General features: G+C 75.5%; 1 protein-coding gene. It reads right to left on the bottom strand.

Going from position 1 to position 17,910, the window contains the following annotated elements; all coding sequences use genetic code 11:
* Window positions 1-45 precede the first annotated feature (45 nt).
* Window positions 46-17,898, bottom strand: a complete 17,853-nt coding sequence (locus SCATT_RS15380) for a type I polyketide synthase (protein WP_014144002.1) — start codon at window positions 17,896-17,898, stop codon at window positions 46-48.
* Window positions 17,899-17,910: the final 12 nt, after the last annotated feature.

The raw sequence follows: 17,910 nt of genomic DNA, 5'->3' as shown, positions 1-17,910 counted from the left end.
AAGGGCCCGGTGCCCCGGGAGACCGGGGTGCCGGGCCCTTCCGCGTCAGCCGGCGGCCGGGTCACCGGTGCCTTCCGCAAGCCGTTCGGCCAGCGCGTCGACCGTGGGGAAGTCGTAGACCATCGAGGCGGGGAGCTGGACGCCGGTCGCCTCGGCGAGCCGGTTGCGCAGTTCGACCGCCATCAGCGAGTCGATGCCGAGGTCCACCAGTTCCTCCTCGGTGTCCACCTCCTCCGGTGAGTCGAAGCCGAGGACGTCGGCGACGGTGGTCAGGACGAGGTCGTGGAGGGCCGCGGGGTCCAGCGCGGGACGCGGTGCGGTTTCCGGCTCCGGGGCGGACCCGGCGGGCTCGGCCGTCGGCGGCACCACGCCGGTGAGCAGCGGCGGCAGCGTCCCCGCGGCGGCCCGGGCCGCCAGCGCCGCGCCGTCGAACGCGGCCGGCACCAGATGGGCTCGCCCGTGCGCCAGCGCGGCGTCGAACAACGCCAACGCCTCCTCGGCGGCCATCGGCGCCACCCCGGAACGGCCCATGCGTTCCGCGTCGGCGCCGCTCAGCGTGGCGGCCATGCCGATCCCCTCGGCGTCGCCGTGCCACAGCCCCCACGACAGGGAGAGCCCGGGCAGCCCCTCGGCGGCCCGGTGCTGCGCGAGGGCGTCGAGGTAGGCGTTGGCGGCGGCGTAGTTGGCCTGGCCCGCGTTGCCGACCACCCCGGCCAGGGACGAGAAGAGCACGAAGGCCGCAAGGTCCGCCTCCCGGGTCAGCTCGTGCAGGTGCCGGGCCGCGTCCGCCTTGGGCCGCAGTACGGCGTCGAGGCGTTCGGGCGTCAGCGCCTCCACGGTGGCGTCGTCGAGGACCCCGGCGGCGTGGACCACGGCGGTCAGCGGACGGTCGGCGGGGACCGAGGCGAGCAGCGCGGCCACCGCGTCACGGTCGGCGGTGTCGCACGCGGCCACCTCGACGGAAGCGCCCAACACCCGCAGCTCGTCGGCGAGTTGGGACGCCCCGGGGGCCTGGGGTCCGCGTCGTCCCACCAGCAGCAGGTGGCGTGCCCCGTGCCGGGCCACCAGGTGGCGGGCGACCAGCGCGCCGAGGGCGCCGGTGCCGCCGGTGATCAGCACGGTGCCGTCGGGGCGCAACGCCGCCGGGGTGCCGGCCGCCGCCGGGGCGCGGACCAGCCGGGGCGCGTGGACGGTGCCGTCACGCAGCGCGAGCTGGGGTTCGCCGGTGGCCAGGGCGTCCGCCACGGCCGCCCGGGAGGCCGCCGCGGCGTCGGTGTCGAGCAGCACCAGGCGTCCGGGGTGTTCGCTCTGCACGGCCCGTACCAGCCCCCACGCCGTGGCGGCGGCCGGGTCGGCGACGGGTTCGCCGCCCACCGCGACGGCGCCTTCGGTGACCACGGCGAGCCGGGCGCGACCGTCGGCGAGGTGGCGTCGTACCCGTTCCAGCAGGTCGTGGAGGGCGGCCGGGTCGGCCGGGCGGTAGGTGAACTCCTCGACGGATTCGGCGGATTCGGCGGATTGGCCGGTTCGGGCGGAGGGGACGCGCACCCAGTCCACCTGGTGGAGGGCGGGTGCCGGGTCGGCCGGGGCCGGGTGCGCGGCGAGGGTGCCCTCGGCGTGGAGCGTCCAGCGCGCGCCGTTCGCCGGTGCCGGGCGGGAGTGGACGGTCACCGGGCGGTGGCCGCCCGCGTCCGGTTCGCCGAGGGTGAGCTGGACGTCGAGGGCGCCCTCGGCGGGCAGCCGCAGCGGTTCGCGCCGGACGAGGACGAGGGGCACCGCGTCCGGCGGCAGCAGCGTCCCGGTGGCCGGCGGCGCGTCGCCGAGCCCGGGGTGGGTCCGCCGGGAGAGCCGTGCGGTGTGCACGGTGCCGCCGCCGGCCAGCTCGGTGGCCGGGCCGAGCAGCGGGTGTCCGCCGTCCTCCGGTGCCGCCGGGGCCGTCGGCGTGGCGGCGGGCGTGGCCGCCAGCCAGTAACGCCGGCCGCCGAACGCGTACGTGGGCAGCTCCGCCGGGACCGTACCGGCCGGGTGGAGCGCGGCGCGGTCGAACGCGACGCCGGCCACGTGGGCCTGGGCGAGCGCGGTCATCACGCCGTCCGGGGTCGGCCGGGCACCGATCACCGTGGTGCGTCCGCCGGGCGCCGCCTCCTGGAGCGTGTTCCCGATGTCGTGGGCGAGCACGGGGTGCCCGGACAGCTCCAGGTAGGTGGTGATGCCCTGGTCGTGGAGGGCGCGTATCCCGTCGGCGAAGCGCACGGCCTCACGGATGTGCCGCACCCAGTACTCCGGCGACGTCAGCACCCCGGGCCCGGCGACCTCACCGGTGACGTTGGAGACCACCGGCACCGAAGGCTCCGCATACCCCAACCCCCCGACAACCGAACGGAACTCCTCCAACACCCCGTCCATGTGCGCCGAATGAAAGGCGTGGCTCACCCGCAGCAACGACGCCCGACGACCCCGCCCCTTCCACGCCGCGACCAGCGCCTCGACCGCCTCCCGGTCACCCGAGACCACCGTCGCCTCCGGCCCGTTGACCGCGGCCACCTCCACCCCCGCCACCAACGCGGAACGCACCTCGGACTCCGGACCCTGCACCGCGGCCATCGCCCCACCCGAGCGCGCCGCATCCATCAACCGCCCACGCGCCGCAACCAACCGACACGCATCCGGCAACGACCACACACCCGCGACGAACGCCGCCGCCACCTCACCCACCGAATGCCCCACCACCGCATCCGGCACCAGACCCCACGACGACACCAACCGGAACAACGCCACCTGCACCGCGAACAACGCCGGCTGCGTGGACCGCGTCCGATCCAACACCTCGGCATCCGCGCCGAAGACCACATCCCGCACGGGGAGATCAACAAGCCCGTCAAACCCCGCACACACCTCGTCGAACGCCGCCGCGAACACCGGGAACGCCTCGTACAACCCACGCCCCATCCCCACCCGCTGACTCCCCTGCCCCGAGAAGACGAAGGCGAGCCGGGTGTCGGCGGCGGTGCCGTGGACGGCGTGGGTGAGGGTGCGGCCTTCGGCGAGGGCGCGCAGGGCGTCGGTCAGTTCCTTGTGGTTGCGTCCGACGACGGCGCCGCGATGGGCGAAGAGGGTACGGGTGGTGGCCAGGGCGAGGCCGGTGGCGGTGACCGGGGTGTCGGGGTGGGCCTCGGCGTGTTCCGCGAGCCGGGCGGCCTGGGCGCGCAGCCCGGCCTCGGTGGGCGCGGACACCGTCCACATCACCGGCGCCTCGGGCTCCTCCGCCGTACCGACGACGGCCACCGGGGTGTCCTCGGGTTCCTCGATGATGACGTGCGCGTTGGTCCCGCTGATCCCGAACGACGACACACCCGCCCGACGCGGACCCCCCTCCCGCTCCCAGGCCACCGCCTCCGTCAACAACTCCACCGCACCCGACGACCACTCCACCCGCGACGACGGAGCATCCACATGCAACGTACGCGGCAACACACCATGCCGCATCGCCATCACCATCTTGATCACACCCGCCACACCAGCGGCGGCCTGCGTATGACCGATGTTCGACTTCACACTCCCCAACCACAACGGCCGCCCACGCCCCTGGCCATACGCAGCCAACAACGCCTGAGCCTCGATCGGATCACCAAGACGCGTCCCCGTACCATGCGCCTCCACCGCATCCACATCAACCGCGTCCAACCCGGCCGCCGCCAACGCCTGCCGGATCACCCGCTGCTGCGACGGACCATTGGGCGCCGTCAACCCGTTGGACGCACCATCCTGATTGACCGCACTCCCCCGGATCACCGCGAGCACCCGATGACCGTTACGCCGCGCGTCCGACAACCGTTCCAACAGCAGCAGTCCGGCGCCCTCGGAGAAGCCGGTGCCGTCGGCGCTCTCGGCGAACGCCTTGCAGCGGCCGTCGGCCGACAGCCCGCGCTGCCTGCTGAACTCGATGAAGGTCGTCGGGGTGGACATCACGGTGACACCACCGGCGAGCGCCAGGCTGCATTCACCCTGCCGTAGCGCCTGCGCCGCCAGGTGCATCGCCACCAGCGACGACGAACACGCGGTGTCCACACTCACCGCCGGCCCCTCCAGGCCGAGGGTGTACGCGACCCGGCCCGAGGCCACGCTGCCGGAGCTGCCGTTGACGAGGTAGCCCTCCAGGTCCTTCGGCGGGTCGGTGACCCGGGAGCCGTAGTCGTTGTACATCACTCCGGCGAAGACACCGGTACGGGAGCCTCGGAGCGTCGTCGGGTCGATCCCGGCCCGCTCGACCGCCTCCCACGCCGTCTCCAGCAACAACCGCTGCTGCGGATCGGTCGCCAACGCCTCACGCGGCGAGATACCGAAGAACTCCGCGTCGAAGCGGGCGGCGTCATGCAGGAAGCCGCCGTGGCGGGCGTAGAAGGTGCCGTGGTGGTCGGGGTCGGGGTGGCATAGGGCGTCCAGGTCCCAGTCGCGGTCCTCGGGGAAGTCGGAGACGGCGTCGTGTCCCTCGGCCACCAGGCGCCACAGCTCCTCGGGCGAGGAGACGTCGCCGGGGAAGCGGCAGCCGATGCCCACGATGGCGATCGGCTCGTCCACCGCCGACACCACCGGAACGGCCTCGGCGGCCGGTGCCGCGCCCGTCAGCTCCCCGTGCACGAAGGCGGTGAGCGCCGCCACCGTCGGGTGGTCGAAGACCAGCGAGGCGGGCAGCCGCAGTCCGGTGGCCTCGCCGAGCCGGTTGCGCAGCTCGACCGCGATCAGCGAGTCGAAGCCCAGCTCGGTGAAGGGGCGGTCGGCCGGTACGGAGTCCGGGTCGGCGTGGCCGAGGACGGTCGCCACCTGGCCGCTGACCAGGTCGCGCAGCAGGCGGCGCCGCTCGTCCTCGGACAGGTCGCGCAGGCGTCCGGCGAGCCCGGTCGCGGCGGCGGGGGTGCCGGCGCCGTTCGCGGTGGGCAGCGCCGGTACCCGTACCAGGGCGCGGAGCACGGCGGGGACCGGGCCGGTGGCGCGGGCCAGGGCGGCGGTGTCGAGCCGGGCCGGGACGGTGAGCGGTTCCGGGGCGGCGAGCGCGGCGTCGAAGAGGGCGAGGCCCTGTTCCTCGGTGAGCGGGGCGATGCCGGCGCGGCCGAGCCGGGCCTGGTCGGCGCCGGTGAGCGCGCCGGTCATGCCGCTGGCCTCGGCCCACAGCCCCCACGCCATCGAGGTGGCGGGGAGCCCCTGGGCGTGGCGCAGCGCGGCGAGGGCGTCCAGGAAGGCGTTGGCCGCCGCGTAGTTGCCCTGGCCCGCGGTGCCGAGGACCCCGGCGGCGGAGGAGAAGAGGACGAAGGCCGCCAGGTCCGCGTCTCGGGTGAGTTCGTGCAGGTGCCAGGCGGCGTCCGCCTTGGGGCGCAGGACGGTCGCGAGGCGTTCGGGGGTGAGCGCTTCGAGGGTGGCGTCGTCGAGGACGCCGGCGGTGTGGATCACGGCGGTCAGCGGGTGGCCGGCCGGGATCCGGGCGAGGACCCCGGCGAGGGCGTCGCGGTCGGCGGTGTCGCACGCCTCGACCACGGCTTCGGCGCCCGACGCGGCCAGTTCCGCGACGAGTCCGGCGGCCCCGGGCGCCTCGGCGCCACGGCGGCTGAGCAGCAGCAGCCGCCGTACCCCGTACCGGGTGACCAGGTGGCGGGCGATCAGCCGGCCGAGCGTGCCGGTGCCGCCGGTGATCAGCACGGTGCCGTCGGGGTCGAGGGCGGGCGCGTCGGGGTCGTCGGCGCCGGGGAGCCGGGTGAGCCGGGGGACGGTGAACGTGCCGCCGCGCAGGGCGAGTTGGGGTTCTCCGGCGGCCAGGGCGGCGGCGAGCGCGTCGTGCGCCGGCTCGGTGTCGTCGGCGGTGTCCACCAGCAGGAAGCGGCCGGGGTGCTCGCTCTGCGCGGAACGCACCAGTCCCCACACCGCGGCGGCGGCCGGGTCGGGGGCGTGGCCGTCGCCGGGGAGGACGACCGCGCGGCGGGTGACCACGGCCAGCGGTGCGGCGTCGGGGTCGGCCACCCGTTCCCGCAGCGCCGCCAGCACCTCGGCGGTCGCCGTGCGCGCCGCCCGCGCCGGGTCGCCGCCGTCCGGGGTGGCCGTCAGCAGGTCGGGGCGGTCCGCTCCCGGGGCGCCGAGCCGGGCGTCCTCCCAGGCGAGACGGAGCAGCGGCAGCCGCGGCCGGGCGCCCTCGTTCAGCGCGGCGCGGTCCAGCGGGCGCAGCGCCAGCGACTCGACGCGGGCGACCGGGGCGCCGGTGGCGTCGGCCACGTCGACGGCGACGGTGCCGGATCCGGCGGCACGCAGCCGTACCCACAGCGTGGTGGCGCCCACGGCGTGCAGCGTCACCCCGCTCCAGGAGAACGGCAGCACGTCGTCGTCCAGGTCGCCGAGGGCGCCGAGCACCACCGGGTGGAGCGCGGCGTCGAGCAGGGCGGGGTGGAGCCCGTAGCCGTCGACGCCGGTGGCCGCCGTCACCTCGGCGTACACCTCGCCGTCGGTCCGCCAGGCGGCGCGCAGCCCTTGGAAGGCGGGGCCGTACGCGTAGCCGCGGGCGGCGAGCCGGGGGTAGGCGTCGGTGAGGTCCACCGGGACGGCGCCGGGGGGCGGCCAGGCGGCCGGGGTCCCCTCGGCGGCGGGCGCGGGTCCGGAGGCGAGGACGCCGGTGGCGTGCCGGGTCCAGGGGGCGTCCGGGGTGTCGTCGTCGGGGCGGGAGTGGACGGTCAGGTGGCGCCGGCCGTCCGGGCCGGGTCCGTCCACGGTGATCCGCAGGCGTACCGCGGCCCCGTCCGGGAACACCAGCGGCGCGGTGACGGTGAGGTCGTCGAGGCGGTCGCAGCCGGCCTGGCGGGCGGCGTGCAGGGCGAGTTCGACGAAGGCGGTGCCGGGCAGCAGCACGGTGCCGGCCACGGCGTGGTCGGCGAGCCAGGGGTGGGTGCGGGTGGCGAGGCGGCCGGTGAAGACGGTGCCGTGGCCGTCGCCGAGGTCGACGGCGGCGCCGAGCAGCGGGTGGCCGGCGGTGGTCAGCCCCGCCGCGGCCATGTCGCCGGTGCGCGGGGCCGGCTCCAGCCAGTAGGACTCGTGCTGGAACGGGTAGGTGGGCAGGTCGACGTGGCGGCCGGGGGCGGTCGCGCCGGTGAGCCGGGCCCAGTCGACCGGCAGGCCGCATACGTACCCCTCGGCGGCCGAGGCGTGGAAGCGGTCCGGGCCGCCGTCGTCGCGGCGCAGCGTGCCCAGCGCGGTGGCCTCCTCGGGCACCTTCGGGTCGGGGTGGGCGGCGAAGGTGTCCTGCACCGCCATGGTGAGCACCGGGTGGGCGCTGACCTCGACGAAGGTACGGTGGCCGGAGTCCAGCAGGGCGCGGGTGGCGGTGTCGAAGCGCACCGGTTGCCGCAGGTTGCGGTACCAGTAGGCGGCGTCGAGGACGGTGGTGTCGAGGACGGCGCCGGTGACGGCGGAGCAGAACGGGACGTCGGCCGGGCGGGGTGCCACCGGGGCCAGCAGGTCCAGCAGGCGGTCGCGGATCGCCTCGACGTGCGGTGAGTGCGAGGCGTAGTCGACCGGGATCCGGCGGGCCCGTACCCCGCCTGCGGCGCAGGCGGCGAGGAGTTCGTCCAGCGCCTCGGGGTCGCCGGCCACCACGGCGGAGCCGGGGCTGTTGACGGCGGCCACGGCGAGGCGGCCGTTCCAGCGCCGGATGCGCCGTTCGACGTCCTCGGCGGGGAGCGGCACCGAGACCATGCCGCCGGTGCCGGCCAGTTCGGCCAGCGCCCGGCTGCGCAGCGCGACCACCCGGGCGGCGTCGCGCAGCGTGAGCGCCCCGGCCACGCAGGCGGCGGCGATCTCGCCCTGGGAGTGGCCCACCACGGCGTCCGGCCGGACCCCGGCCGACTCCCACAGCGCGGCCAGCGACACCATCACCGCGAAGAGCACCGGCTGCACCACGTCCACCCGGTCGTACCCGGGCGCTCCGGGGGCGCCGCGCAGCACCTCGAACAGGTCCCAGTCGGTGAACTCGGCGAGCGCGTCGGCGCATTGCCGCATCCGCTCATGGAACGCCTCGGAGGCGTCGAGGAGTTCGAGCGCCATGCCGGTCCACTGCGAGCCCTGGCCGGGGAAGACGAAGACGGTGCCGCCGCCGGTCGCGGGGGCCGTGCCGGTGACGAGGGCCGGGTGGGGGCGTCCCGTGGCGAGCGCAGCGAGGGCGTCGAGGTGACCGGTGGTGTCGTCGGTGAGGACGACCGCGCGGTGGTCGAAGACGCTCCGGCCGGTGAGGAGCGCGCGGCCGACGGCGGCCGGGTCGGCGCCGGAGTCCTCGGCCAGCACCTCCCGCAGTCGCTCGCCCAGTTGGCGCAGCGGCCGTTCACCGCGGGCCGTCAGCACCAGCGGGACGGGGCCGGTGGCCTTGGCCGCGGGCCGCTCGGCGGGTTCCTCGGCCGGTTCCTCCAGGATGAGGTGGGCGTTGGTGCCGCTGATGCCGAACGAGGAGACGGCGGCGCGGCGGGGACGGGTACCGGGCTGCCACGGCACCGGTTCGGTGAGCAGCGCGACCGCGCCGGAGGACCAGTCCACCCGGGACGAGGGGGTGTCGGCGTGCAGCGTGCGCGGCAGCACACCGTGCCGCATCGCCATCGTCATCTTGATGACGCCGGCCACGCCCGCGGCGGCCTGGGTGTGGCCGATGTTGGACTTGATGCTGCCCAGCCACAACGGCCGCTCGGGGTCGTGGTGGCGGCCGTAGGTGGCCAGCAGCGCCTGGGCCTCGATGGGGTCGCCGAGGCGGGTGCCGGTGCCGTGCGCCTCGACGGCGTCCACGTCGGCCTCGGTCAGCCCGGCGGCGGCCAGGGCCTGCCGGATGACGCGTTGCTGGGAGGGGCCGTTGGGCGCGGTGAGCCCGTTGGAGGCGCCGTCCTGGTTGACCGCGCTGCCCCGGATGACGGCGAGCACCGGGTGGCCGTTGCGGCGGGCGTCGGAGAGCCGTTCGAGCAGGACGAAGCCGGCGCCCTCGCCCCAGCCGGTGCCGTCGGCGTCGTCGGAGAACGCCTTGCAGCGGCCGTCCGCCGCCAGCCCGCGCTGCCTGCTGAACTCGATGAACGTGTTGGGTGTGGACATCACGGCCACGCCACCGGCGAGCGCCAGGGTGCACTCGCCCTGCCGTAGCGCCTGCGCCGCCAGGTGCATCGCCACCAGCGACGACGAGCACGCCGTGTCCACACTCACCGCCGGACCCTCCAGGCCGAGGGTGTACGCGACCCGGCCGGAGGCCACGCTGCCGGTGTTGCCGGCCAGCAGGAACCCCTCGAACCCGGCCGGCGCCGGCTGGAGCCGCGACCCGTAGTCGTTGTACATCACGCCGGCGAAGACACCGGTACGTGAGCCTCGGAGCGTGGTCGGGTCGATCCCGGCCCGCTCGATCGCCTCCCACGCCGTCTCCAGCAGCAACCGCTGCTGCGGATCGGTCGCCAACGCCTCACGCGGGGAGATACCGAAGAACTCCGCGTCGAACCGGTCCGCGTCATGCAGGAAACCACCATGCCGCGTGTACGACGTCCCCTGCCGCTGCGGATCCGGATCGTACAACCCCTCCAGATCCCACCCACGGTTCTCCGGGAACCCCGAGATCGCGTCCCGCCCCTCGGCCACCAGCCGCCACAACTCCTCGGGTGAGGAGACGTCACCCGGGAAACGGCAGCCCATCCCCACGATCGCGATCGGCTCGTCCACCGAAGCCACCACAACGGCCTCGGCCGCCTCCACCGCACCCGTCACCTCACCCCGCAGGAAACCCGCCAGAGCCGACGGCGTCGGATGGTCGAAGAGGAGGGAGGGGGGCAGTCGCAGGCCGGTGGTCTCGGCGAGCCGGTTGCGTAGTTCGACGGCGGTCAGCGAGTCGAAGCCGAGGTCGTTGAAGACCCGGTCGGCGGGGACGGCTTCGGCGCGGGCGTGGCCGAGGACGGTGGCCACCTGGGCGCGGACCAGGGAGAGCAGGGCGGCGTCGCGTTCGGCGGCGGGCAGGGCGCGGATCCGGTCGGCCCAGGATCCGGCGGTGGGCACGTCGGCCGCGCGGCGCTGCGTGGCGGCGGGGAACAGGGTGCGGAAGAGCACCGGCAGCGGACGGTTCCCGGCGCCCGCGCGCAGCCCCGCCGGGTCGAGGCGGGCCGCCACCGGGTCGGGCCGGCCGGTTCCGGCGAGGGCCGCGTCGAAGGCGGCGAGGCCCTGCTCGGTCGGCATGGCGGCGACGCCCGCGCGGCGCAGCCGGGCCTGGTCGGCGTCGCCGAGCCCCCCGGTCATCCCGCTGGCCTCGGCCCACAGACCCCACGCCACCGAGGTGGCCGGGAGCCCGAGGGCGCGGCGGTGCCGGGCGAGCGCGTCGAGGAAGGCGTTGGCGGCGGCGTAGTTGGCCTGGCCGGCGGTGCCGAGCGTGCCGGCCACCGAGGAGAAGAGCACGAAGGCCGCCAGGTCCGCCCCCCGGGTCAGCTCGTGCAGGTGCCAGGCGGCGTCCGCCTTGGGACGCATCACCCCGGCCAGCCGTTCGGGCGTCAGCGACTCCAGCGTGCCGTCGTCGAGCACCCCGGCCGCGTGGACCACGGCGGTCAGCGGACGGCCGGCGGGGACCGAGGCGAGCAGCGCGGCCACCGCGTCCCGGTCGGCGGTGTCGCGCGCGGCCACCTCGACGGAGGCGCCCAACGCCCGCAGCTCGTCGGCGAGTTGGGACGCCCCGGGGGCCTGGCGGCCACGTCGTCCCACCAGCAGCAGGTGGCGTACCCCGTGCCGGGTCACCAGATGGCGGGCGACCAGCGCGCCGAGGGTGCCGGTGCCGCCGGTGATCAGCACGGTGCCGTCGGGGTCGAGCGCGGGCGCGTCGGGGTCGTCGGCGGCGGGGAGCCGGATGAGCCGGGGGACGGACAACGCCCCCTCGCGCACCACGAGTTGGCTCTCCCCGGCGGCCACCGCGGCGGCCACCAGGTCGTGCGGCACCTCGGTGTCGTCCGCCATGTCGACCAGCACGAAGCGGTCCGGGTGCTCGCTCTGCGCGGAACGCACCAGGCCCCACACCGCGGCGGCGGCCGGTGCCCCGGGGCCGTCGGCCAGGGCGCCGCGGGTGACCACGGCGAGCCGGGCCCCCGGGGCGGGGTCGCCGGCCAGCCACGCGCGCAGCGCACCGTGGGCGGCCGGCACCGAGCAGTGGGTGTCGGCGAGGACGTCACCGGTGGCCGTGACGGGTTCGATGAACGTCAGCTCCGGCGCCGTCGTGCCGTCGGACGGGGGCGCCGGGACCCACTCCACCGCGTACAGCGCGCGGCCGGCGCGGCGCGCGGCGGCGAGCGCGGCCGGATCGACCGGGCGCAGCGCCAGCGAGGCGATCGAGGCCACCGGCTGGCCGGCGCCGTCGGTGAGGGTGAGCCGCGCGGTGTGCGAGCCGCCGGCCGGGGTCAGCCGCACCCGCAGCGCGGTGGCGCCGACGGCGTGCACCCTGACCCCGGTGAAGGCGAACGGCAGCCTGGTGGCCGCCTGGTCGGCCGGGTCGAGGACGAGGGCGTGCAGCGCCGCGTCGAGGAGCGCGGGGTGCAGGGCGTACCGTTCCGCGTCCGGCGCCGCCGCCTCCGGCAGCCGCACCTCGGCGCAGAGCCCGGCACCGTCCCGCCACAGCGCGGTCAGCCCCTGGAAGAGCGGCCCGTAGGCGTAGCCGAGTCCGGCCAGGCGCGGGTAGGCGTCGGTGAGGTCCACCGGTACGGCACCGGCGGGCGGCCAGGCGGCCGGGGCCTCGGCGGCGGGCGCGGGTCCGGCGGGGGCGAGGGCACCGGTGGCGTGCCGGGTCCACGGCGGGTCGTCGGGGGCGCCCTGGGGACGGGAGTGGACGGTCACCGGGCGGCGTCCGGCCGCGTCCGGGGCGCCGACCGCCACCTGGAGCCGTACGGCGCCGGTTTCCGGCACCACCAGCGGGGCTTCCAGGGTCAGCTCCTCCACCTCGTCGCAGCCGGCCCGGCGGGCGGCCTGGAGGGCCAGCTCCACGAAGGCGGTGCCGGGCAGCAGCACGGCCCCGGCCACCGTGTGGTCGGCCAGCCACGGATGGGTGCGCAGCGACAACCGCGCGGTGAGCAGCAGGCTGTCACCGTCGGCGGCGGAGACGGCGGCACCGAGCAGCGGGTGCTCACCGGTGTCGTCCAGGCCCAGCGTGGTGGCGTCGCCGCCCGGCGCGGAGGGCGCGAGCCAGTAGCGTTCCCCGGCGAACGGGTACGTGGGCAGCTCGACCGGGCGGCGCCGTCCGGGGCCCAGCACCGCCGGCCAGTCGACGCCGGCCCCGCGTACGTAGCCGTCGGCGAGCGCGGTCAGCAGGGAGACGGGCTCGGGCTCGTCCCGGCGCACCAGCGCGATGGCGGCCGTCCCCGCGTCCGGCGCCGAGGCGGCCACCGCCGGGGTCAGCGTGGCGTCGAAGCCCACCTCGAAGAACGTGGTGACGCCCTGGTCGTTGAGGGCGCGTATCCCGTCGGCGAAGCGCACGGCCTCACGGATGTGCCGCACCCAGTACTCCGGCGACGTCAGCACCCCGGGCCCGGCGACCTCACCGGTGACGTTGGAGACCACCGGCACCGAAGGCTCCGCATACCCCAACCCCCCGACAACCGAACGGAACTCCTCCAACACCCCGTCCATGTGCGCCGAATGGAACGCGTGGCTCACCCGCAGCAACGACGCCCGACGACCCCGCCCCTTCCACGCCGCGACCAGCGCCTCGACCGCCTCCCGGTCACCCGAGACCACCGTCGCCTCCGGCCCGTTGACCGCGGCCACCTCCACCCCCGCCACCAACGCGGAACGCACCTCGGACTCCGGACCCTGCACCGCGGCCATCGCCCCACCCGAGCGCGCCGCATCCATCAACCGACCACGCGCCGCAACCAACCGACACGCATCCGGCAACGACCACACACCCGCGACGAACGCCGCCGCCACCTCACCCACCGAATGCCCGATCACCGCATCCGGCACCAGACCCCACGACGACACCAACCGGAACAACGCCACCTGTACCGCGAACAACGCCGGCTGCGTGGACCGCGTCCGATCCAACACCTCGGCGTCATCACCGAACACAACATCCCGCACCGGGACGTCGACGAGCCCCTCGAACCCCGCACACACCTCGTCGAACGCCGCCGCGAACACCGGGAACGCCTCGTACAACCCACGCCCCATCCCCACCCGCTGACTCCCCTGCCCCGAGAAGACGAAGGCGGTCTTCCCGGGACGGCGGGCCTGGCCGGTGCGCACGTCCGGGGTGGTCGCACCCTGGGCGAGGGAGTCGAGGCCGGCGAGGAGCGCGGCGCGGTCGGCGCCGACGACGACGGCACGGTGGTCGAGGGCGGCCCGGGTGGTGGCGAGGGCGTGGGCGACGGCGTCGGGGCCCGCCTCGGGGTCCTGGCCGAGGGCGTCCCGCAGCCGCGCGGCCTGCCTGCGCAACGCCTCCGGCGTGGCCGCCGACACCACCCACGGCACGACCCGGTCACCGGGCTCGGGGAGCGTTTCGGCCTGCTCGGCGGTGTCCTCGGGTTCCTCGATGATGACGTGCGCGTTGGTCCCGCTGATCCCGAACGACGACACACCCGCCCGACGCGGACCCCCCTCCCGCTCCCAGGCCACCGCCTCCGTCAACAACTCCACCGCACCCGACGACCACTCCACCCGCGACGACGGAGCATCCACATGCAACGTACGCGGCAACACACCATGCCGCATCGCCATCACCATCTTGATCACACCCGCCACACCAGCGGCGGCCTGCGTATGACCGATGTTCGACTTCACACTCCCCAACCACAACGGCCGCCCACGCCCCTGGCCATACGCAGCCAACAACGCCTGAGCCTCGATCGGATCACCAAGACGCGTCCCCGTACCATGCGCCTCCACCGCATCCACATCAACCGCGTCCAACCCGGCCGCCGCCAACGCCTGCCGGATCACCCGCTGCTGCGACGGACCATTGGGCGCCGTCAACCCGTTGGACGCACCATCCTGATTGACCGCACTCCCCCGGATCACCGCGAGCACCCGATGACCGTTGCGCCGCGCGTCGGAGAGGCGTTCCAACAGCAGTACGCCGACGCCTTCACCCCACCCCGTGCCGTCGGCGTCGTCGGAGAACGCCTTGCAGCGGCCGTCCGCCGACAGCCCGCGCTGCCTGCTGAACTCCACGAAGGTGCCCGGTGTCGCCATCACGGTGACACCACCGGCGAGCGCGAGGGTGCACTCGCCCTGCCGTAGCGCCTGCGCCGCCAGGTGCATCGCCACCAGCGACGACGAACACGCGGTGTCCACACTCACCGCCGGACCCTCAAGACCCAGCGTGTACGCGATCCGGCCGGAGGCCACGCTGCCCGCGCTGCCGGTGAGCAGGTATCCGTCGGTGCCGGAGCCGGCCTCGTGCAGCCGGGGGCCGTAGTCGGGGGCCATCACCCCGGCGAAGACACCGGTACGCGAACCACGCAGCGTCGTCGGGTCGATCCCGGCCCGCTCGACCGCCTCCCACGCCGTCTCCAGCAACAACCGCTGCTGCGGATCGGTCGCCAACGCCTCACGCGGCGAGATACCGAAGAACTCCGCGTCGAACCGGTCCGCGTCATGCAGGAAACCACCATGCCGCGTGTACGACGTCCCCCGCCGCTGCGGATCCGGATCGTACAACCCCTCCAGATCCCACCCACGATTCTCCGGGAACCCCGAAATCGCGTCCCGCCCCTCGGCCACCAGCCGCCACAACCCCTCCGGCGACGACACCTCACCCGGGAAACGACACCCCATGCCCACAATGGCGATCGGCTCGTCCACCGAAGCCACCACAACGGCCTCGGCCGCCTCCACCGCACCCGTCACCTCACCCCGCAGGAAACCCGCCAGAGCCGACGGCGTCGGATGGTCGAAGACGAGCGTCGCGGGCAGGGCGAGGCCGGTGGCGGTCTCCAGGGCGTTGCGCAGTTCGACGGCGGTCAGGGAGGTGACGCCCTGGTCGCGGAAGGGGAGTTCGGGGTCGAGGGGTTCGGTGTCGGGGCGTTGGAGGACGACGGCGGCGGTCGAGGTGACGAGGTCGAGCAGGAGGCGGTGGGCGGCGCTGTCGGTGAGTCCGGCGAGCCGGTGGCGCAGCGCCGAGGTGGCCTCGGGTTCGTCGGCGGATCCGGTGACGTCGCCGGGGTGGTCGGCGGTGAGCGCGCCGGTGGTGGCGTGCCGGGTGCGGCCGGCCGGGTCGGGCCAGTAGCGGCGGCGCTGGAAGGCGTAGGTGGGCAGGTCGCACGGGGCGGTGCCGGCCGGGAAGAGGGCGTCGGGACGCCAGGTGACGCCGGCGGTGTGCAGCCGGGCGAGGGCGGTGACGGCGCTGTGTGCCTCGGGGCGGTCGGCCTGGAGCGCGGGGACGGTCACCGGGCGCGGCTGCCGTCCCTCCAGGGTGGTGGTGACGGCCTGGGTGAGCACCGGTGAGGGCGACAGTTCCAGGTACGTGGTGACGCCCGCGTCGCCCAGCGTGCGGATGCCGTCGGCGAACCGCACGGTGGCGCGGATGTGCCGCACCCAGTAGTCGGGTGAGGTCAGCTCCTCGTCGGTGGCGATCCGGCCGGTGACGTTGGAGACCACCGGGATCGTCGGCGGTGCGTAGTCGAGGGCGGCGGCGACCTGGCGGAAGTCGTCCAGGATGGCGTCCATGTGCGGGGAGTGGCCGGCCACGGTGACGGCGATCCGCTTGGTCTTGCGGCCCCGTTCCCGCCACCGGGCGCACAGCGCCACCACGGCGTCCTCGTCGCCGGAGATCACGGTGCCGTCCGGGGAGTTGACCGCGGCGACGGAGACGGCGTCGGCGTACTCGTCGAGGTGGGCGAGGATCTCCTCCTCGCCCGCCTGGACGGCTGCCATGGCGCCGCCGGCCCGGGACTGGATGAGCCGGGCGCGGGCGACGGCCAGCGCGCACACGTCCGGCAGCGTCAGCACCCCGGCGATGTGGGCGGCGGCCAGCTCGCCCATGGAGTGGCCGGTGAGGTAGTCGGGGGTGACGCCCCAGCTCTCGTAGAGCCGGTAGAGGGCGACCTCGACGGCGAGCAGGGCGGGCAGCGCGTAGTCCGTGCGGTCCAGCAGCTCCGCCTCGGGGGTGCCGGGCGCGGCGTGGATCAACCCCCGCACCGGCCGGTCGAGGTGGCGGTCGAGGTGGTCGCAGACCTCGTCGAACGCGGCGGCGAACACCGGGTACGCGGCGGCGAGTTCGCGTCCCATCCCGACCCGCTGGCTCCCGCCGCCCCCGAAGAGCACCGCGAGCCGCCCCTTAGTCCGGCGGCCCGTGACGGCGTTCCGCTCCGGCGTACCCTCGGCCAACGCGCGCAGCCCCGCGAGGAGTTCGTCCCGCTCCGCCCCGACGACGGCGGCCCGGTGCTCGAAATGCGTACGCGTCGTGGCGAGCGCCAGCCCCACCTCGGCCGGCCCCGCCGTGTCCCGCCCCGCCACGTACTCGGCCAGCCGTCCGGCCTGGGCCCGCACGGCGGCGTCGGTGCGCCCGGAGATCACCCAGGGGACGGCGGCGTGGACCCCGGCGGGCGTGTCCGGCGTGGCCGCCGCTGACGGCGCCTCGCCGAGCACCACATGGCAGTTGGTGCCGCCGATGCCGAGCGATGTCACCCCGGCCAGCAGCGGCTGGTCGGCGGCCGGCCAGGGTTCCGTGGCGGTCTGGACGCGCAGGCGGAGGGCGTCGAGGTCGATGGCGGGGTTGGGGGTGTCGTAGTGGAGGCTGGGGACGAGTTGGCGGTGGCGGATGGTGAGCGCGACCTTGAGCAGGCCGACGATGCCGGCGGCGCCTTCGAGGTGGCCGAGGTTGGTCTTGACGGAGCCGACCCGCAGCGGGTGGCCGGCGGGGCGGCCGGGGGCGGTGACGGCGCCGATCGCCCGGGCCTCGACGGGGTCGCCGACGGCGGTGCCGGTGCCGTGCAGTTCGACGTACTGGAGGCGGGCCGGGTCGACCCCGGCGCGGCGGCAGGCGGCGCGCAGGACGGCGCTCTGGGCCTGTCGGCCGGGGGTGGTGATCCCGTCGGTGGCGCCGTCGTTGTTGACCGCGCTGCCCTTGATGACGCAGTACACCGGGTCGCCGTCGGCCAGCGCGGCGGTCAGCGGCTTGAGGACGACGACGGCGCCGCCCTCGCCGCGTACCGTGCCGCCCGCGTGGGCGTCGAAGACGCGGGCGCGGCCGTCCGGGGCCAGCGCGCCGAGCCGGGCGAGGGCGAGGGCGCTGTCGGCGACGAGGTTGAGGTTGACCCCGCCGGCCAGGGCGAGGGTGGACTCCCCGGAGCGCAGGCTGGCGCAGGCGGCGTGCACGGCCACCAGCGAGGAGGACTGGGCGCTGTCCAGCGCGAGGCTGGGGCCGCGCAGCCCGAGGGCGTAGGAGACGCGGTTGGCGAGCAGGCCGCGGTTGACGCCGGTGAGGCGGTAGTGGTCGAGGGCGCCGGGGCCGTACTCGTGGAGCAGCCGGGCGTAGTCGTCCCAGGTGGCGCCGATGAAGACACCGGTGTCGGCGCCGGCCAGCCGGGCCGGGACGATCCGGGCGTCCTCCAGCGCCTCCCAGGCGAGTTCGAGGACGAGGCGCTGCTGCGGGTCCATGGCGAGCGCCTCGGCGGGCGAGATGCCGAAGAACGCGGCGTCGAACTCCTCCGGGCGGTCGATGAAGCCGCCGTGGCGGATGCGGTCGCCGTCCGGCCCGGCGAGCACGGCGGGGTCGTAACGGCCTTCGGGGACCTCGCCGATGGCGTCGGTGCCGGTACGCAGCAGCCGCCAGAACGCCTCGGGGCCGTCCGCCCCGGGGAGTCGGCACGCCATGCCGATCACGGCGATCGGCTCGTCCGACGCCGTCGTTGCCGGGCTGCCGTCACGGCTGTGGTCGGTCATGCGTTGCCTGCC

Origin of the sequence: Streptantibioticus cattleyicolor NRRL 8057 = DSM 46488, from assembly GCF_000240165.1 — a bacterium.
In the GTDB taxonomy this organism is placed as follows: Bacteria; Actinomycetota; Actinomycetes; order Streptomycetales; family Streptomycetaceae; genus Streptantibioticus; species Streptantibioticus cattleyicolor.
This window is presented reverse-complemented; position numbering and strand designations above follow the sequence as displayed.

What these genes read in the sequence shown, in the direction of transcription:
- SCATT_RS15380 (WP_014144002.1), bottom strand. Translation starts at nt 17,898, where the DNA reads ATGACCGACCACAGCCGTGACGGCAGCCCGGCAACGACGGCGTCGGAC.